This is a genomic window from Neobacillus drentensis, from assembly GCF_036966985.1.
Taxonomy (GTDB): domain Bacteria; phylum Bacillota; class Bacilli; order Bacillales; family Cytobacillaceae; genus Neobacillus; species Neobacillus drentensis_E.
The window spans coordinates 1-19,685 of record NZ_JBALSN010000169.1; the positions used below are offsets into that span (position 1 = coordinate 1).

The window sequence follows — 19,685 nt, forward strand, 5'->3', positions numbered from 1 at the left end:
AGATTATCTAATATTTTCGTTATTAATACAATTTATTCAAACTAAAAGCCTGCCAAATGGCAGGCTTCTAGAATTTCATTTTTATCGCTGCAGTTTTCCCTCTGCAAGCTTGATTTGCTGCTCAACTTGCTCAGGTGCTGTTCCTCCAAAGCTATTTCTTACACTAACAACATGCTCTGGAGCTAACACTACATAAATATCTTCTTCAAATAAAGAACTGAAGCTTTGATATTCATCGAAGCTCAAATCCAGCAAAAATTTGTTATTCTGGATTGCATATAAAACAATTTTTCCAATCACTTCATGAGCATCACGGAAAGGCAAACCTTTTCTCACCAAGTAATCGGCAATATCTGTAGCATTAGAAAAATCATTGTTAATCGCCTTACGCATGATATCTTTATTAACCGTCATGGTTTCAATCATCGGCGCTAATAACATTAAAGAACCTTCCAGCGTTTCAACAGTATCAAACATACCTTCCTTATCTTCCTGTAAATCCTTGTTATAAGCGAGAGGTAAGCCTTTAAGAACAGTTAGCAAACCGATTAAATTACCATAGGTACGTCCTGTTTTCCCACGAAGAAGCTCAGGTACATCTGGATTTTTCTTTTGTGGCATAATACTTGACCCAGTGCAAAATGAATCATCCAACTCAACGAATTGAAATTCCTGACTTGACCAAATGACAAGTTCTTCTGATAATCTAGAAATATGAGTCATGATAATCGAACCAATTGATAAAAATTCAAGAATAAAGTCGCGATCACTAACAGCATCCATGCTGTTTGGATAAACCGTTTCAAACCCTAACAACTCAGCTACACGTTCGCGGTTAATAGGAAATGTTGTTCCTGCCAATGCCCCTGAACCTAGCGGGAGCCAATTGATGCGCTTCAAACTATCAATCAATCTCTCTTTATCACGTTCAAACATCCAAAAATACGCCATTAAGTGATGGGCGAAGGATACAGGCTGGGCTCGCTGCAAGTGGGTATATCCAGGAATTAAGGTTTGGACATTCTCTTTCGCCTGTTTGATTAATGCCTGTTGAACATCTTCTATTAACTTAATAAGTTCCGTCGTTTTTGTTCTTAAATACAGATGCATGTCGGTAGCCACCTGATCATTACGGCTGCGTCCTGTGTGAAGTTTCCCACCTACAGGACCAATCTTTTCAATTAATAGCTTTTCAATATTCATATGAATATCTTCGTCTTCTACTAAGAATTCGACCTGATGATTATCAACCAGCTTTTTTATGGAGAGAAGACCATCCTTAATTTTTTCGGCATCCTCCAGTGGAATGATGCCACACTCTCCCAGCATTTGCACATGAGCGAGGCTCCCAGCGATATCCTCCTTAGCTAGCTTTTGATCAAAGGATATTGAGGCTGTAAATTCCTCAACGAGCTTATTGGTTTCTTTTGTAAAACGGCCGCCCCATAACTTCGACATGTAGTGTTCCTCCTTAACCCTAACAAGAGAGCCCTCGAAAAGGACTCGAGGGCAATCCGAATTATTTTAAAATAGATTCCTTTTTATTCACTTCTGAATTGACCTTTGTTGGTAAACCCCAAATTTTAATAAATCCTACGGCTGCATTATGATCAAACGCATCGCCCTTTGAGTATGTTGCAAGTTCCTCATTGTATAGGCTGAATGGAGACTTTCTGCCAACGACCGTATGATTCCCTTTATGGAGCTTGACGCGGATGGTACCTGTAACTGTCTTTTGCGTTTCATTAATAAACGCATCAAGTGCTGGTTTGATAGGAGAATACCAAAGTCCTTCATAAATGATCTTGGACATTTGCTGTTCAACTTGTGTTTTAAATTGAGATACCTCACGAGTTAAGGTTAAAAACTCTAATTCTTTATGAGCATTAATTAAAATGAGTGCAGCAGGATTTTCATAGACTTCACGAGATTTAATTCCTACTAATCTATTTTCGATATGGTCGATACGGCCAACACCGTGCTTGCCGCCAAGCGCATTAAGAGTTTCAATTAATTGAACTAGCGGTAGTTTTTCACCGTTAAGGGCAACCGGTACACCCTGCTCAAACTCGATTTCAATATATTCAGCCGCATCAGGAGTTAACTCAATCGGATTCGTCCAATCGAAGGCTGCTTCTGGTGCTTCAGCCCATGGATCTTCCAGGACACCTGCCTCACAAGCACGGCCCCAGATGTTGGCATCAATTGAGAATGGATTATCTAAATCAACTGGGATTGGAATCCCATTTTCTTCTGCATATTTGATTTCTTCGTCACGAGTCATTCCCCATTCACGAACAGGGGCAACGACCTTTAGACTTGGGTTTAAAGCTTGAATGGAAACTTCAAAACGGACCTGGTCATTTCCTTTCCCTGTGCAGCCATGGGCTACAGCAGTAGCCCCCTCTTTTTCAGCCACTTCCACTAATAATTTAGAGATTAATGGGCGAGAAAGAGCTGATGATAATGGATATTTTCCTTCATATAAGCAATTCGCTTTTAAGGCTGGTAAAATATATTCCTTGGCTAATAATTCCTTTGCATCGATCATATAGGCTTTTACCGCACCAACATTTAGTGCTTTATTTTTAATTGCTTCTAGATCTTTACCTTCACCGACATCTAGACCCAATGCAATTACATCATAGCCGTATTTTTCTTGAATCCACTTTACTGATACGGATGTATCTAAACCGCCTGAATAGGCTAAAACGATTTTTTCTTTTGTCATTTTTATAATTCTCCTCTTACTACTTCTGTATTTTTATCCAACCGATAGAATTATTATACAACAAGTTCCATAGAAAATGAAACTATTATTCTAGTAAAAGTTTTAAAATAGCTTTTTGAGCATGCAGGCGGTTCTCAGCTTCATCAAAAACAACTGAATGTGGACCATCAATAACCTCTGCTGTTACTTCTTCGCCACGGTGTGCTGGCAAACAATGCAAAAAGATAAAGTTCTCATTTGCAAAATTGCACAGTTCATCATTTACTTGGAAACCTTGGAATGCCTTCAATCTCTTTTCCGTTTCTTCTTCCTGCCCCATGCTGGTCCACACATCTGTTACAACGACATCTGCGCCTTTAATCGCTTCTTGCGGGTCATTTGTAATTATAAGGGAACATCCGTTTTGTTTTCCCACTTTGATAGCATTTTCGGTTATTTTACCATTAGGCAAATATCCTGGTGGACTAGCAATGCTAATATCCATGCCGACTTTCATGGCACCCTCCATTAAGGAATGGGCCATATTGTTATTTCCGTCCCCGATATAGCATAGCTTTAAGCCAGCTAATTTCCCTTTATGTTCTAGTATTGTTAATAGATCTGCCAACACTTGAGTTGGGTGTTGAAGATCGGTTAAGCCATTAATGACCGGTACTGTTGCATGTTCAGCTAATTCCTCTACTGAATCATGGGAAAAAGTTCGAATCATTAATCCATCCACATAACGGGACAATACTTTAGCCGTATCTGATATGCTTTCTCCTCTACCTAATTGGATATCTTTTGAACTTAGGAATATCGCATGTCCTCCGAGCTGCAGCATTCCTACTTCAAATGATACCCTTGTACGGGTTGAGGATTTTTCAAAAATCATTCCTAAAACCTTTCCCGCTAAATAAGGATGTGGTTTGCCTTGTTTTTGGAGTTTCTTCATCTCTACCGCTTCGTTTAAAAGATAGAGGATTTCATCTGTACTGAAATCAGAAAGCTGTAGGAAGTCTTTTCCTTTCAGCTTCTGAACAGTTTTATTACTAATATCAAACAAATTAATGGCCTCACCCATGAACGGCACCTCTCTCTTCTAACTTGTAATATTCATTCACAGATCGTACCCCAAATTCGGATCGTGCCCCTTTTTCAAGGCCAATGATCGCTTCAATTGTATCTAAGTGTGTAAATACAGGTACTTTGTAACGAACAGCATGTTCGCGAATCTGGAACCCAAATTTAATTTTATTCCGACCTTGATTCGGTATATTAATTACAGCCTTCATGGACTGGTTTCGGAAAAGATCGAGGACCTCATCATCGCCCTTAATTACTTTTTCAACATGAATTCCATTGTCTTGAAAATAGGCAGCTGTCCCTTCTGTTGCAGCAATCTTGTATTGTTTTTTTACAAGTTCTTGCATGATTGGAAGTGACGCTTGCTTATCTCGATCGGCGATGGAACAAAAAAGATAATTTTCCTCTGATTGACCACCTAGGGATGGAATTGATTTTTCAAGAGCCTCTTGATAGGTTACTCCCATACCAAGTGCTTCACCTGTAGATTTCATTTCAGGTCCGAGCACATGGTCGACTCCTTTAAGTTTACTAGATGAAAACACCGGTGATTTAACCGAAAAATAATCTGGTTCATCCATTAGTCCTTTTGTTGAACATAAATCGGTGAGCGTTTCTCCTAATTGAACACGCGTCGCCCATTCAATCATCGGTATTCCTGTGACCTTGCTCATAATTGGTACCGTTCTGGATGAACGAGGATTGACTTCAAGTACATTCACCTGTTCTTGATAAATTACAAATTGAATGTTCATGATTCCAATTACCGGTGCTGAGTTAGCGATTTTCCCGGCGTAATCAATTAATGTTTCTTTCACTTTTTCTGAAAGTGACACCGGCGGGAACACTGATATACTGTCGCCAGAATGAACACCAGCTTTTTCTATATGTTCAAAAATTCCTGGTACGACGATATTTTTCCCATCACAGATGGCATCAATCTCGCATTCTAGTCCTGGTAAATATTTATCTACTAATAAAGGCCACATAGAAGCTTGCGAATTTTTCTCAAGCTGCGCTATATATTGGTTCAATTCCGCTTCTGAAAAAATCGTAAACATCGATTGGCCGCCTATAACATAGGATGGTCTCACTAAAACTGGATATCCTAACGCAGCCGCTGCTTGTTTCAGTTCTTCGGGGTGTGTTACGGTTTGTCCTTCAATATGTGGAATATTTAAATCCTCCAACAGCTGATAGAATGCTTTTCGATCTTCTAAACGATCGACATTTTCCACGGTCGTGCCTAGGATTTTTACTCCCTCTTCTTCTAATGCATGAGCGATATTAATTGCTGTTTGACCGCCAAACTGGATCAATACACCGTCGACCTTTTCTTTTTCGATGACATGAAGCACGTCCTCAGCAGCGAGTGGTTCAAAATAAAGGCGGTCCGCAACCGAATAATCGGTACTCACTGTCTCAGGGTTATTATTGATAACCACTGCTTCATATCCCTTTTTCTTGATCGCTTTTGCTGCATGCACCGAGCAGTAATCAAATTCAATTCCTTGCCCGATTCGAATCGGACCTGAGCCAATAACAAGAATTTTTTTCATGCTTGTTACCTCAACCTCGTCAAATCCATGCCAGGTAGAATAATAGTAAGGAGTGATGGCATCAAATTCGGCCGAACAAGTATCAACCATCTTATAGCCTGGTTTCCAGTTCAGTTCTTTCCACTTGCTTCTTACTTGTTTCTCTGGAATGGCATATATTTGAGATAATAGCTTATCGGCGACATTATTTCGTTTTGCCTCTTTAAGCAAGGAAACAGGAACATCATTCCAGTTATAGGAAGCCAATTCAGTTTCTAACGTAACGATTGAGCTAATTTTGTGCAAAAACCATGGATCAATCTCGGTGATTTGTTGAATTTTTTCAAGTGGGATTCCTCTTCTAAATGATTCTGCAATGATGAAAAGCCTCTGGTCATTCGCTTGTTTAAGAAGTCCAATTAAGGTCTTTTCATCCATTGTTTTATTTCCGTCGAGACAAAGCCCATAGACATTCATTTCCATCGAGCGAATAGCCTTGTTTAAGGCTCCTTCAAAGGTCCGATCTATCGCCATTACTTCCCCAGTTGCCTTCATTTGTGTTCCTAAGGTACGATCTGCTTCAGGAAATTTGTCAAAAGGGAAGCGAGGCAGTTTCACCACAATATAATCAATCGCTGGCTCAAATGAGGCAAATGTATTACCTGTTATTGGGTTCACAATCTCATCCAAATGATACCCAATCGCACATTTCGCTGCCATCCGCGCAATGGGATAACCGGTTGCTTTGGATGCAAGTGCTGATGAACGGCTCACCCGCGGATTTACTTCGATAATGTAATACTGATTCGATGCTGGATGAAGTGCAAACTGAATGTTACAGCCACCGATAATCTTTAATTCTTTAATTACTTTTATTGAAGAATCACGCAGCATTTGATATTGAACATCTGTTAATGTTTGCGATGGAGCGACTACAATCGAGTCACCTGTATGAACGCCAACTGGGTCCATATTTTCCATATTGCAAACAATGATGCACGTATCATTTGCATCTCTCATGACCTCATATTCAACTTCTTTCCAGCCTTTAATACTTCTTTCTACTAATACTTGATGAATTGGACTAGCTGCTAAGCCTTTTTTTAGAACCGTTTCAAATTCTTCTTCATTGTAAGCGAAGCCGCCGCCATCTCCTCCAAGTGTATATGCAGGACGAATAATGACTGGATATCCAATTTCTTTAACGAAGGATACCCCTTCCTCGAAGCTGTGAATAATAGCTGATTCAGGAATGGGCTCTCCAATTTCAAGCATCAAACTGCGAAACTTTTCTCTATCCTCGCCATTTTTAATGGATTCGACAGAAGTTCCTAATAATTCCACATTGTATTTACTTAAAATATTTTGTTCGTAAAGTTCAACGGTTAAATTTAATCCGGTTTGGCCGCCTAAGGTGCCAATAATTCCGTCTGGTTTTTCTTTCTTAATGATTTTTTCTATGGTTTCCACATTTAGCGGTTCAATATATACCTTATCGGCAACCGCTTCATCCGTCATAATGGTTGCCGGATTATTATTAATTAAAACGACTTCAATGCCTTCTTCTCTCAAGGCTATACACGCTTGTGTACCCGCATAATCAAATTCTGCCGCTTGCCCTATGACAATGGGACCTGATCCAATCACTAGTACTTTTTTTAAGGTTTTATTTAATGGCATATACTGTCTCTCCCATTGATGCTATCTGACTTACGAAATCTTTTAAGATATACTCTGTATCGCTTGGCCCCGGGTGGGCTTCTGGATGAAATTGTACGGTTTGAATTGGAAAATTCTTATGCTTCAAACCTTCAATTGAACGATCATTTACATTACGGTAAGTAATATCAAATACTTTGTTGTCTATACTTTCATCAACCACAACATAGCCATGGTTTTGTGCAGTGATTTTTACCTTCCCGGTAAATAGTTCTTTTACTGGATGATTGCCGCCGCGATGTCCATAAGCAAGTTTTGTTGTTTTTGCTCCGTATGCTAAAGCTATTAATTGATGCCCCAGACAAATTCCCAGTGTGGGATAGTTTTGGCTAATCTTTTTTATATCTGGAAACCATTTTTTCAAATCCATCGGATCTCCAGGACCATTACTAAAAAGGACACCGTCTGGATTCAATGATTTTATTTTTTCATAAGACGTATTATATGGAACAATGGTAACCGCACAGTTTTCATCTAGCAGGGCATTAAGAATCGACTTTTTATATCCAAAATCCATTAACACCACATGCGGACCGTTGTTTTTGAAAGATTGAATTTTTTTGGTTGATACCTTTTCTACCCAAAATGAGCTATTATCTGATTCTAAATTTTTGATATTCTTTGTTTTGCTTAAATACCCTTTTACAGTCCCGCGGCTGCGAATAGTTTTTACTAAAAGGCGAGTATCGACATTCGCAATCCCTGGAACCCCTGCATCTTTAAGATTTTCAGAAAATTTATTGATTGACTGATAATGGCTTGGAGTTTCACATAAATCACCGATGATGACCCCAGACAAAGCTGGTGTGATACTTTCATTGTCAATTGCATTTATTCCATAATTTCCGATGATCGGATAACAGAATGTAATGATTTGTCCAGCGTAAGAAGGATCGGTGATAATCTCTTGATACCCCGTCATGCTAGTATTAAAAACCACTTCCCCGAGAGAATCTTTATCGGCACCAATTAGTACTCCTTCAAAGACTTCGCCCGTTTCCAAAGTAAGGTATCCATTCTGCAAACTACTCACGCGCCTTTCTCAATACTTTGGAAAGTTTTTTCCAATGCTTTAATAAATTCATTTATTTCTTCAGTTGTGACAGTTAATGGTGGTAATATCCTTACCACATTTGGACCAGCTGTAAGGATCAGAAGGTTGTTTTCGAGTGCTTTTTGAACGATTTCTAGGGCATTCGTTTCAACAACGATTCCTTTTAACAGGCCAAGTCCACGGATATCTTTTATAAATGAGTACTCTTCCTTCAAGACAAGCAGTTTTTTATCTAAGTATGAAGCCATTTCGTTTGCTTGATTTAATATGTTCGTGCCATGTATATGTGTAACCGTTGCGACTCCAGCAGCTGTGGCTAATGGGTTCCCTCCAAAAGTACTGCCATGACTGCCTGGGTCAAAGCCTTTGGCTGCCTCTTCTTTTGCGATAATCGCTCCAATCGGAAAACCTGAGCCAAGACCTTTGGCAATACTAATGACATCGGGCTCAATTCCGTATTGTTCATAAGCAAAGAGTGTACCTGTTCTGCCAATCCCTGTTTGGATTTCGTCAACCATCAGGAGTATTTCTCTTTCCTTACAAATCTTCGCTAACTTTTTGACCCATTCATGGTTTGCAGGAATGACTCCACCTTCACCTTGAACGAGTTCCAGGAGAACAGCTGCAGGCTCAATCGTATAGAGCAACTCCAGCGCTTCATCATCATTAAATGGCAGATAACTAAACCCTGATACTAACGGAAAAAATCCCTGCTGAATTTTTTCTTGTCCTGTAGCCGATAAGGTTGCTAGGGTCCTCCCATGAAAGGATTGCTGAAAGGTGACAATTTCAGGTGCTTCTTTTCCCTTCACTTTGTTGGCATATCTTCTTGCTAATTTAATTGCTGCCTCATTAGCTTCGGCTCCACTATTACAAAAGAAAACCTGGTCACCGCAGCTATTGCCCGTTAGAAGCGCCGCCAGCTTCTCCTGATTTGGGATATTATAGAGGTTTGAACAATGCCACAGGTTTTGTAATTGCTCATCAAGTGCATCCTTTACAACATCAGGGACATGCCCTAGGTTACAAGTGGCAATACCCGAGGTGAAATCTAAATATTGTGCTCCCTGTTCATCCCAAACATAGCTCCCTTTCCCTTTAACAAGTGTGACAGGGAAGCGGCTGTATGTTGCCATCACTGGCGAGGTCAGGGAGGTGGAATTATTGATTGACATTACGCGATCCCCTCTTCTAAGACAATTTTAGTTCCGGTCATTTTACCGTTCGTATAATCTATTAAACTGCTTTTTTCAGATCCATTGATAATACTAACTTCAGGAATTTTGTGGACAAGGCCATCAATGGCGGCTTTTACTTTCGGTATCATTCCACCATAAATAGTCTTATTATCGATCAGTTCCTCGATGGTTGCCTTTGAGACTTTATCAAGTTTTGTCTTGGCACCATTTTTTTCAACTAAGATTCCAGGTATATCACTAATGAAGCAAAGATTTGCACCCAATGCTTTGGCAATCGCTGAAGCAGCAATATCGCCATTAATGTTATATCGCTGTCCGCCAGCATCGATGCCGACTGGAGAAATTACTGGAACATTACCTTGGGCAATGATTCCTTCGATTACTTCATGGTTGACACCAATTACTTCACCAACGAATCCTAATGTATCCGCATTTTCAGTTGGTTCAGCTTGTAATAGGGAACCATCTACACCACTTATACCAATCGCCTTTCCCCCAACTTCGATTATGTTTCGGACCACTTGTTTGTTGACAGAGCCGCTCAATACCATTTCAACAATATCTAATACTTCGTGATTGGTTACTCTTAAGCCATTCACAAAAGTAGTGTCAACGTTAAGGTTTTTTAATAATGACGTAATTAGTGGTCCACCGCCATGAACAATGATTGGTGTCCATTCGCCTGATTCATGTAGTGAAACAATATCTTCATAAAAGGACCTTGGGAGATTATCTAACACACTTCCGCCGCACTTAATGACTATATATTTCATTTTCCTCGTCCTCCTCTTACGTGCGGTAAGATGCGTTGATCTTCACATAATCATAAGTTAAGTCGCATCCATAAGCTGTAGCGCTATATTCACCTTGGTTTAATTCAACACTCAATTTAACAATTTCCGATTCTAAGTATTCCTTTACTTCTTCCTCAACAAAGTGGCTTGGCAAACCATTTTCAAATACTGTGAAAGGTCCAATCGCCACTTTTACTGAGTTAGGCTCAACTGGTACACCACTGTAGCCAATAGCAGTAACAATTCTACCCCAGTTTGGATCGGTACCATAAATAGCAGTTTTAACAAGGTTCGAGGAAATAATTGCTTTGCCGACTGCACTTGCTGCATTTTGACTGTAGCCGCCATTCACTTGAACTTCTACTAGTTTTGTAGCACCTTCACCATCTCTTGCGATTTTTTTGGCAAGTGACTCACAAACAATTTTTAATCCTTGTTTGAAAAGTTGCCATTCTGGGTGATCTTTTGTTAATTGAGTATTCTCAGCTAATCCATTGGCCATTACGAGGACCATGTCATTTGTACTTGTATCGCCATCAACGGTAATCATATTGAATGTTTGATTCGTTACATCTCGAAGTGCTGCTAATAGGTCTGCTTGGGCAACGTTTGCATCTGTTGTGACAAATCCAAGCATAGTGGCCATATTCGGGTGAATCATTCCAGACCCTTTAGATGCTCCCCCAATGGAAACAGTTTTTCCATCAATTTTAAATTGCACTCCGGTATGTTTGACACATGTGTCTGTTGTTAAGATAGCTTTTTTAAAGTAATTTTCATCTTGATTCTCTTGATTTAAGAGTTGTTTAATCCCTGTTAACACTTTATCCATCGGTAAAAGTTCTCCGATGACTCCGGTTGAAGTAACGGCCACGAGATGATCTTGTAATCCTAACTCGTTTGCGAAACTTTTTTGCATTGCGAATGCATCAAGTAATCCCTGTTCCCCTGTACATGCATTGGCATTTCCAGAATTCACGATAATAGCTTGAACCTTGTTTTCTTTCGCGATACTTTCTTGGGTAACTAATAATGGAGCTGCTTGAAAGATGTTAGTTGTATATACTCCTGCAGCCGTTGCAGGAACCTCTGAAACGATGTAACCTAAATCAAGTCGTTTTCTTTTTATTCCACAGTGCATTCCGCCTGCTTTGTATCCCTTTGGTAAGGTAACACTACCTTCTTCTATAACAACAATTTCGTTTGTGGATGTTGCTTGTGTCAATTTAATTTCCCCCTTCAAATTCCCTTCGTTCTCCAAATTAAACAAGGTAGTATTTCTTATGGATACATCGGAATGTCAGTGAGCCCCGTTCGCTCATCCCAACCATTCATCAAATTCACATTTTGGATGGCCTGCCCGGCGGCCCCTTTAACCAAATTATCGATAACTGAAATGATTGTAAGTCGGTTCGTTCTTTCGTCAACATGAAGACCGATATCGCAATAATTTGAACCGGATACTTCTTTTGTTGAAGGTATATTCCCTTCAGGCCGCACTCTTATAAAATGAGATTCTTGATAAAAATGTTTATATAAATCTATAACTTTTTTTGTTGAAATTTCTTCTTTAAGATTCACATACATTGTGCACATAATTCCCCTCGTCATTGGTACAAGATGTGTAGTGAATGAAATCGTCAGTGGATTCCCACGTTCATCTGAAAGTACTTGCTCAATTTCCGGAATATGCTGATGTGCACCTAGTTTATAAGCTTTAGTGTTCTCGTTGATTTCGGAGTAGTGAGCTGTTAAGGAAAGTCCTCTTCCAGCACCGGATACCCCCGATTTTGCATCAACGATGATCGATTTTTCATCTATTAAATTTGTTTGTATTGCAGGGATAAGACCTAGCGTTGTGGCGGTTGGATAACAGCCAGGATTAGCTATTAAGCTAGCAGTCTTTATTTTTTCCGCATAAATTTCACTTAATCCGTAGGTCGCTTGTTGTAAATATTTATCCTCTGCTGGTGAATGTTTATACCATGATTCATATATATCACCCGACCTGAGCCGGAAATCTCCAGATAAATCAATACATTTAATACCAGTCTCTAAAAGCTGTGGAACATACCTACTGCTGACCCCCGAAGGTGTAGCAAGAAACACAATTTCATTTTTTTCAGACAATCTATCAACATCAAAGTTTTCTAGTGGCTGATCAGCAATATCAGACAGATGAGGATATATTTCACTAAAGCTAGACCCTGATTGTGAGTTGGAAACAATTGAACCAATCTCCAAAAAGGGGTGTTTGTTGATTAACCTCACTAACTCAATTGCCCCATAACCAGTACCACCAATAATTGCAGCCTTCAATTTATCCAACTCCTAAGTTGCTTTTATAATGAATTATTATACATATTTACATATAAATATTCAATGGAAAAATAGCTTAATTTTCTGTTTTTAATGAAAATCACCGCTTTAATTTTTGTAAACGCTTACATTTAATGATGGGAGATTATTCATTTTTTATGCATATCGGGCCAAAGAAAAAAAACACTCAATGAGTGTTTTTTAATAATTTATAGGCTTTCATGAAGCAAAGTCAATACATTTCTTAATTCCTTAACTGCAATTTGTCCGGGTGCTGAGGCCTTTTTTGCTGCTCCAAATGTAAGAGCTGACCCAAATACTTCGCCGGCCAATCGACTAATGATTCCCTTACCTGCCATAGACATAGTTATGAACGGTCGATCCGCATAGTGCTCCTTCATTGTATTTGTTGCATCTAGGAGGGTGAGCACATCTGCCGGACTAATTGGCATCACAGCAATTTTCGGTATATCTCCCCCTAATTCTTGTGCCTTCCTTAACCGGGTTACAATTTCATCTTTTGAAGGCGTCTTTTCAAAATCATGGTTAGAAATAATAACAAAGACATTTTTCGCATGAGCATCTTCAATCAATTTCTTGACTTCATTTTCATCATTGAATAATTCAACATCAATGATATCAACCAAGCCAGTTTCTACAATGGTCTTGTTTAATTCAAAATAGAACGATGTGGAAACTTCTTTATTGCCGCCTTCTTTGTGACTTCGAAAAGTAAAGATGAGTGGTGTATCAGGCAGGATTGAGCGAACTTCCATAAGCGCCTCTTTCACTTTCTCAATTTCTTCTACATGCTCAAAAAAGTCGACACGCCATTCGACCAGATCTAAATCAATATTTTTTAGAAAGCCTGCTTCTTCCTTTAGTTGTATAATTGTCTCCCCCACTAAAGGCACACAGATTTTTGGTATCCCTTCCCCAATTGTGAGGTCTCTAACAGTAATAGTTTTAGGCATTTTCCCCACTCCTTATTGATCTTTTGAAACTTCTAAAAGTTTAATCTCCCTAAGAAATTAATTCTTTTACAATTAGGTCCGCAATTTCCTCCGCGCTTTTATGATCGGTGGAAATCCTTACATGATGATTCTTGTAAATATCTTGTCTTTTATAAAAAAGCTCTTCCATTTCTTCCATTGACTTTCCTTTTAATACCGGACGGCTATCAATAATTAATCCTAAACGATCCTTCCAGGCTTCCAATGATAGTTCGAGGAAAATCACAATACAAGATGCTAAACACGTCTCTCTAATCTCTTTTTGAAGGAAGGCTCCTCCGCCAACAGAAATAACTTTTTGCTTCTGTTCTGCTAGACTCACAATTAAGCTTTTTTCTCTATCTCTAAATTCAGTCTCACCATATTCAGTAAAAATCTGGGATACGGGCATGTTATACTCTTTTTCAATTCTTTCATCAATATCAATAAATTCACGGTTAAGTTTAGCCGCGACCTTTTTGCCGATAGTAGTTTTTCCAGCACCCATGAAGCCAATAAAAACAATACTCTTTTCTCTGCTCTCCAAAATCTCAAACCCCCAATAGGATAAAACAAATTATTAAGCATAATTATAATGCTATTTTGAGATTTTAGACAATTTTTTAGGAAAGAATGATTAATTGGTGCCTGACACCAAAAAAAAGAGACCCTCACAGGAGTCTCTTTATCTATTGTTTCATTTTCGGGTCTAGGATATCCCTTAGTCCATCGCCCATTAAGTTAAAGCCAAGGACGGTCAGCATTATGGCTACCCCTGGGAAGAATAATGTCCATGGTGCCTGCGTGATATAATTTTTGGAATCAGCGAGCATTTTTCCCCATTCAGGTGTCGGTGCCTGTGCCCCCATTCCAAGAAAACCAAGGGCTGCTGCCTCAATTATAGCTGTAGCTATCGCTAGAGTAGCTTGGACGATTACTGGTGAAATACTATTAGGTAAAATATGACGAAGAAGAATTCGTGAATCTTTCATTCCGACCGCACGGGCCGCCATAATATATTCTTCCTGCTTCACACTTAATACTTTAGAGCGAACAAGTCGTCCAAAGTTCGGGATATTAATAACCGCAATCGCAATCAATGCATTTTGCAAGGATGGTCCCAAAATTGAAACAACGGCAATCGCCAGAAGAATACTTGGAAAGGCTAGCATTATATCAAAAATGCGCGAGATAATTGCATCTACCCAGCGGCCGTAGTAACCAGCAACAATTCCAAGGAATGTCCCTGCCACAACAGACCCTAATACTGAGAAAAAGCCTACCCACAAAGATATTCTAGCGCCATAAACAATCCTCGAAAAAATATCACGACCAAAGTCATCTGTCCCAAACCAGTGATCACTAGAAGGCGGGAGCATTCGGTCGGTTAGGACTTGTTCTTTATAACTATATGGAGCAATAATCGGGGCAATTATTGCAATAATGATAAAAAAGACAACAATCCCTAACCCTACTAAGGCTAATCGGTTTTTATAAAATGAAATCCATGCTTCTTTCCAGGGAGGTGTCAGCTTTTCTTCTACAATTACCGTCGTTATATTTGCCGGTTTTTTTGCAAGTTCCGCCACTTTTAGTTCCCCTCCTCTATTTCGTATATTTAATTCGTGGGTCAACAAACACATACAATAAATCCACGATTAAATTTATAAGTACAAAAATTGCCGCAATAATTAAAATCCCTGACTGTATAACCGGATAATCACGGTATCCGATGGCATCATAGAGGTATCTTCCAATTCCCGGCCAGCCAAAGATCGTTTCCGTTAGAATTGCTCCTCCAAGTAAAAGGCCCGTTTGCAGCCCGATAATTGTTAATACAGGGATGACAGCATTCTTTAAGGAATGCTTATATACGACCAAAAACATGCTCAGTCCTTTTGCTCTCGCTGTACGGACATAATCCGACTTCATCACCTCAAGCATGGTTGCCCGCGTCATTCTAGCAATAATCGCCATTGGAATGGTGGCAAGGGCAATACTAGGCAGGACCAAATGTTTTAGGACCGTAATAAACTGATCGGTTCTTCCTTGTATTAAAGTATCTATTAAATAGAAATTAGTAATCGCTGAAACGGGGTCTCTTACATTCTCTCTTCCTGTCGTCGGCAGCCATCCTAATTCAATAGAAAACACCCATTGTTCCATTAAACCAAGCCAAAAAATCGGCAGTGACACTCCAATCAGTGCAAGCACCATCGCAACATAATCAAACCATGATTTGGAGAACCAAGCACTGACAATCCCTGCATTGACTCCAACAACGATGGCAATAAACATAGCTACAACAGTTAGTTCTGCCGTTGCTACTAAGTATGGCCAGATTTCTTCATTAATTGGACCTCGTGTCCGCAGTGAAACTCCTAAATCTCCATGAAGTAAAGCATTAATATAATCTACGTATTGTATGTACCAAGGCCTGTCCAACCCTAATTCCTTCGTTAACGTGGCAATAGATTCTGCCGTTGCTCTCTGACCAAGAATTACCTGAGCGGGATTTCCTGGAATAGCATGAATAATGGCAAAAACAACAAGCGTCATCCCTATTAAAACAGGTATTAATGAAAACACCCGGCGGACTGTATATGTTAACAATTTATTTCACCTCACTGTAAAGCATAAGCGCCTATCTAGACGCTGCCACAAAACCAATTTTTTCAAAAGTTATGTGCGTAGCTAACAAAAGGGGAGGCTAAACTCCCTCCCCTTTCAGCCATGATTATTTAAATTCAACTTTAGTTAATGCTTCTGATCCAGTTGGGTGCGGTAAGTAATTTGCCACATCTTTCCCTGCTGCTAACAGTGGTGTAGAGTGAACAAGTGGAACCCACGGCGCATCATCATGGATAATTACTTGTGCTTCTTCGTAAAGTGCATTACGTTTTGCTTGATCAATTTCTGTTTGTGCTTTAATTAAAACGTCATGTAATTTATCATTGCTGTATTGGGAATAGTTATTACTTCCAATGCTGTCTTTATCAAGCAATGTGTATAGGAAGTTATCAGGGTCTCCATTGTCACCTGTCCAGCCGAGCATGAACATATCAAATTCACCTTTTGCTGCTTTATCTAAGTAAGTAGCCCAGTCAACAGATTGGATTTTGGCTTTGACGTTGATTTTGCTTAAGCTCTCTTGAATAACTTCAGCCACTTTTTGTGCTTCTGGCATATAAGGGCGCGCAACAGGCATTGCCCATAGGTCAATCTCAAATCCTTTTTCATATCCAGCTTCTTTCAACAATGCTTTAGCTTTCTCTAAATCATATGGATACGGCTCAACTGACTTATTATAGCCTTCGATGGAAGGAGGCATTGGATTGACAGCCTCTAGAGCTTTCCCACCATAAAATGCATCAATAATTGATTTTTTATCGACAGCGTAGTTAATCGCTTGACGAACAAGTTTATTATCAAATGGTTTACGAGTAGTTGTTAAACCGATATAACCAACGTTCATTGATGGACGTTCAATTACTTGAAGGTTGGCATTTCCTTTAACAGTTGCCTCATCTGAGTTATTTAGTCCATCCATCACATCAATCTCACCATTGGCAAGAGCATTAAGACGTGCAGTATTTTCAGGGATGACACGGAAAATAACTTTGTTTAACTTAGGCAGGCCTTGTTGCCAATAGTCAGGGTTCTTTTCAAGTGTAATCGTATCGTTTTCTTTCCACTCAACAAATTTAAATGGACCTGTTCCAACTGGATTTTGTCTAAACTTGTCACCGTATTTTTCAACAGCCGCAGGGCTTGCGATTCCAAATGGAGACATCGCTAGGTTCTTTAAGAATGGAGCCTGTGGACGTTTTAGAACAAATTGAACAGTATTGGCATCTAAGGCTTTAACTTCTTTAATAACGTGGCCCTCATCCTTTTTAAATCCACCAAACATAGTGTAATATGGGAATTTATCAGCATCCCCATTCATCCAGCGATTAAAGTTGAAAACAACCGCATCTGCATTAAAATCAGTACCGTCATGGAATTTAACTCCTTGACGAAGTTTGAAGGTATAAGTTAAGCCATCAGGTGTCACTTCCCATGATTCAGCAAGTCCTGGATTAATCGTGGTATCTTGGTCACCATATTGGATTAATGTTTCATAAATATTTTCTGTTACTTTGAATGCTTCACCTTCAGTGGTTGTAATCGGATCTAGAGATGTAGAATCTCCACCACGACCATATACTAGTGTATCCTTTTTCGCTCCGCCACTTGTGGCAGGATCTTTTTTGCCGCCTGCTTCTTCATTCGTTTTGCTGTTACAGCCAACTAATAACATACTGATGGCTAATAGAGATATTAACAGCAGTTTAAAAGACCTCTTCTTCATCAGACTTTTTACCCCCTTATATTTTGTGTTTTTATCATTAATGCTGCAAATCACTTGTAATATAAGTGACATGCGACAAAATGACCGTTTAGGTTTTGTTCCGCTGGTCTAGTCTTTTTACAAATATCCATCACCTGTGAGCAGCGTGTATGGAAGGCACAGCCTGAAGGAGGATTTGCTGGACTGGGAAGTTCTCCTTCAATTAAAATGGTTTCCCTCTTAATATCTGGATCTGGTATTGGTACAGCTGAAAGAAGTGCCTTTGTGTATGGATGCTTTGGATTCTCATAAAGCTCCTCACTTTCAGCTAACTCTATTAATCTTCCTAAATACATAACGCCTACGCGATCACTAATATGGCGTACGACTCCTAAATCATGAGCGATAAAAATGTATGTAAGCTGAAATTCTTTTTGAATATCCTTCATCAGATTTAGAACCTGGGCTTGAATGGACACATCGAGCGCTGACACAGGCTCATCCGCAATAATTAGTTTCGGTTTCGTCATTAACGCTTTTGCAATTCCAATCCGCTGACGCTGACCACCGCTGAATTGGTGGGGATATCTTTTGGCATGGTAGCTGCTTAAGCCTACGACTTCAAGCATATCTCTCACTTGCTTCTTGCGTTCCTCTTTTGTCCCAATACCATGTACGATCAAAGGCTCTTCTAGAATCTGTTCAATAGAATGTCTTGGATTAAGTGATGCATAAGGATCTTGGAATACCATTTGGATATCACGGCGCGTTTTTCTTAATTCTGATTTTGACATACTAGTAATCTCTTTATCTTCAAAAACAATCTTTCCGTCGCTAGCTTCAATCAAACGCATAAGGAGCCGGCCGGTGGTGGATTTTCCGCAACCGCTTTCACCAACTATGCCCAATGTCTCTCCTTTTCTAACGTAAAAAGATACATCGTCAACCGCTTTGACTTCGCCTTGTTTTGTTCCAAACAGGCCGCCTGTAATCGGAAAGTACTTTTTTAACCCATTAACCTCAAGAAGTAATTCGGACATGGTTATCACTCCCCTTTTTCAATGTATGTAGGAAACAGCGTACTTCATGTCCGTCTTTTTCCATTTTAAATAAATCTGGTGTTTCTCCCTGGCACTCTGCGAAAGCATCTGTGCATCTTGCCGCAAATCGACAGCCTTTATGAATCGTCCCTGGAGTAGGAACTGTGCCTGGAATACTATACAGCCGATCTGTTTTCCCTCTTAAATCGGGTACAGATTTTAATAGGCCCTTCGTATAAGGATGTTGAGGATTTTTGAGGATCGTTCTAACATCACCCTGCTCGACGATTTGCCCAGCATACATGACAATAACACGTTCACAGATTTCAGCAACGACCCCTAAATCATGTGTAATGAGAATGATCGTTGTATTTGTTTTCCTATTTAAATCCTTCATCAATGCTAGGATTTGTGCTTGAATTGTCACATCGAGTGCGGTTGTTGGCTCGTCCGCAATCAATACCCTAGGATTGCAGGCCATAGCCATGGCAATCATAACCCGCTGCCTCATTCCGCCCGAAAGCTGGTGGGGATGATCTTTAATTATTCCTTCTGCCCTTGGGATTCCAACAAGCTTTAATAATTCAATACTTCGTGCCATTGCTTCTTTCTTTGAAAGGTTTGTATGTAAGCGAATCGCTTCTATTAATTGATTACCAATCGTAAACAGCGGATTTAATGATGTCATTGGTTCTTGAAATATCATTGAAATCTGATTACCGCGGATTTTGCGCCATTCTTTTTCGGATAAATTTTTCAGGTCTTTACCTTCAAAAATAATTTCGCCATTCTCGATTTTCCCTGGTGGTGACGGAATCAACCCCATGGCCGTTAGAGAAGTGACACTTTTACCACTTCCTGATTCACCAACGATCCCTAATATTTCGCCATCCTTTAAATC

Annotated in this window: 16 protein-coding genes; all 16 read right to left on the reverse strand. The window is 39.6% G+C overall.

The features are described 5' to 3' along the window. Positions 1-81: 81 nt before the first annotated feature. Positions 82-1,458 carry an argininosuccinate lyase gene (gene argH / locus V7659_RS11600; RefSeq protein ID WP_335540145.1) on the reverse strand — a complete coding sequence of 459 codons (1,377 nt, stop codon included), beginning with the start codon at positions 1,456-1,458 and terminating at the stop codon, positions 82-84. A gap of 61 nt (positions 1,459-1,519) precedes the next feature. After that, a complete protein-coding gene (locus V7659_RS11605; protein ID WP_335540146.1) occupies positions 1,520-2,731 on the reverse strand; it encodes an argininosuccinate synthase in 1,212 nt (403 codons plus the stop codon). 85 nt (positions 2,732-2,816) lie between these two features. Then, complete coding sequence (gene argF, locus V7659_RS11610) at positions 2,817-3,794, reverse strand: ornithine carbamoyltransferase (RefSeq protein ID WP_335540147.1); 978 nt, start codon at positions 3,792-3,794, stop codon at positions 2,817-2,819. Next, positions 3,787-7,014: a carbamoyl-phosphate synthase (glutamine-hydrolyzing) large subunit gene (gene carB, locus V7659_RS11615; protein WP_335540148.1), complete on the reverse strand. Its 3,228-nt coding sequence runs from the start codon at positions 7,012-7,014 to the stop codon at positions 3,787-3,789. The genes argF and carB overlap by 8 nt, the downstream gene beginning before the upstream one ends. Further along, the gene (locus tag V7659_RS11620) at positions 7,001-8,077 is read right to left on the reverse strand and encodes a carbamoyl phosphate synthase small subunit (protein WP_335540159.1); all 1,077 of its coding nucleotides are present in this window, start codon (positions 8,075-8,077) and stop codon (positions 7,001-7,003) included. Before V7659_RS11620 ends, carB begins: the two co-directional genes overlap by 14 nt. Before the next feature lie 5 nt (positions 8,078-8,082). Further along, positions 8,083-9,282: an acetylornithine transaminase gene (locus V7659_RS11625; protein ID WP_335540149.1), complete on the reverse strand. Its 1,200-nt coding sequence runs from the start codon at positions 9,280-9,282 to the stop codon at positions 8,083-8,085. Continuing rightward, the gene (gene argB, locus V7659_RS11630) at positions 9,282-10,079 is read right to left on the reverse strand and encodes an acetylglutamate kinase (RefSeq protein ID WP_335540150.1); all 798 of its coding nucleotides are present in this window, start codon (positions 10,077-10,079) and stop codon (positions 9,282-9,284) included. The genes V7659_RS11625 and argB overlap by 1 nt, the downstream gene beginning before the upstream one ends. Before the next feature lie 16 nt (positions 10,080-10,095). Continuing rightward, positions 10,096-11,325 (reverse strand): bifunctional glutamate N-acetyltransferase/amino-acid acetyltransferase ArgJ, encoded by a 1,230-nt coding sequence (gene argJ / locus V7659_RS11635; RefSeq protein ID WP_335540151.1) that lies wholly within the window; start codon positions 11,323-11,325, stop codon positions 10,096-10,098. A gap of 56 nt (positions 11,326-11,381) precedes the next feature. After that, positions 11,382-12,419 (reverse strand): N-acetyl-gamma-glutamyl-phosphate reductase, encoded by a 1,038-nt coding sequence (gene argC, locus V7659_RS11640; RefSeq protein WP_335540152.1) that lies wholly within the window; start codon positions 12,417-12,419, stop codon positions 11,382-11,384. Positions 12,420-12,628: 209 nt separating this feature from the next. Continuing rightward, on the reverse strand, positions 12,629-13,393 hold the full coding sequence (gene aroD, locus V7659_RS11645; RefSeq protein WP_335540153.1) for a type I 3-dehydroquinate dehydratase: 765 nt from the start codon (positions 13,391-13,393) through the stop codon (positions 12,629-12,631). 49 nt (positions 13,394-13,442) lie between these two features. Beyond that, positions 13,443-13,919, reverse strand: a complete 477-nt coding sequence (locus V7659_RS11650; RefSeq protein ID WP_335540160.1) for a shikimate kinase — start codon at positions 13,917-13,919, stop codon at positions 13,443-13,445. 181 nt (positions 13,920-14,100) lie between these two features. Further along, entirely contained in the window at positions 14,101-15,000 is a 900-nt protein-coding gene (nikC, locus tag V7659_RS11655; protein WP_335540154.1) for a nickel transporter permease, read from the reverse strand. A 16-nt stretch (positions 15,001-15,016) separates the two neighbouring features. Next, positions 15,017-16,024, reverse strand: coding sequence for an ABC transporter permease (locus V7659_RS11660; protein WP_335540155.1), 1,008 nt, complete (start codon positions 16,022-16,024; stop codon positions 15,017-15,019). A gap of 124 nt (positions 16,025-16,148) precedes the next feature. Next, positions 16,149-17,765: an ABC transporter substrate-binding protein gene (locus V7659_RS11665; protein ID WP_335540156.1), complete on the reverse strand. Its 1,617-nt coding sequence runs from the start codon at positions 17,763-17,765 to the stop codon at positions 16,149-16,151. A 50-nt stretch (positions 17,766-17,815) separates the two neighbouring features. Further along, complete coding sequence (locus tag V7659_RS11670) at positions 17,816-18,784, reverse strand: ABC transporter ATP-binding protein (RefSeq protein WP_335540157.1); 969 nt, start codon at positions 18,782-18,784, stop codon at positions 17,816-17,818. Continuing rightward, positions 18,765-19,685, reverse strand: a 921-nt coding sequence (locus V7659_RS11675; protein WP_335540158.1) for an ABC transporter ATP-binding protein, incomplete at its 5' end; no start/stop codon positions are given. The genes V7659_RS11675 and V7659_RS11670, both read right to left, overlap by 20 nt.

Bases quoted from the DNA above. Each gene is read 5' to 3' on its own strand.
- argH (WP_335540145.1), bottom strand. From the start codon at position 1,458: ATGTCGAAGTTATGGGGCGGCCGTTTTACAAAAGAAACCAATAAGCTC.
- V7659_RS11605 (WP_335540146.1), bottom strand. From the start codon at position 2,731: ATGACAAAAGAAAAAATCGTTTTAGCCTATTCAGGCGGTTTAGATACA.
- argF (WP_335540147.1), bottom strand. From the start codon at position 3,794: ATGGGTGAGGCCATTAATTTGTTTGATATTAGTAATAAAACTGTTCAG.
- carB (WP_335540148.1), bottom strand. From the start codon at position 7,014: ATGCCATTAAATAAAACCTTAAAAAAAGTACTAGTGATTGGATCAGGT.
- V7659_RS11625 (WP_335540149.1), bottom strand. From the start codon at position 9,282: ATGTCAATCAATAATTCCACCTCCCTGACCTCGCCAGTGATGGCAACA.
- argB (WP_335540150.1), bottom strand. From the start codon at position 10,079: ATGAAATATATAGTCATTAAGTGCGGCGGAAGTGTGTTAGATAATCTC.
- aroD (WP_335540153.1), bottom strand. From the start codon at position 13,393: ATGCCTAAAACTATTACTGTTAGAGACCTCACAATTGGGGAAGGGATA.
- V7659_RS11650 (WP_335540160.1), bottom strand. From the start codon at position 13,919: ATGGGTGCTGGAAAAACTACTATCGGCAAAAAGGTCGCGGCTAAACTT.
- V7659_RS11665 (WP_335540156.1), bottom strand. From the start codon at position 17,765: ATGAAGAAGAGGTCTTTTAAACTGCTGTTAATATCTCTATTAGCCATC.
- V7659_RS11670 (WP_335540157.1), bottom strand. From the start codon at position 18,784: ATGTCCGAATTACTTCTTGAGGTTAATGGGTTAAAAAAGTACTTTCCG.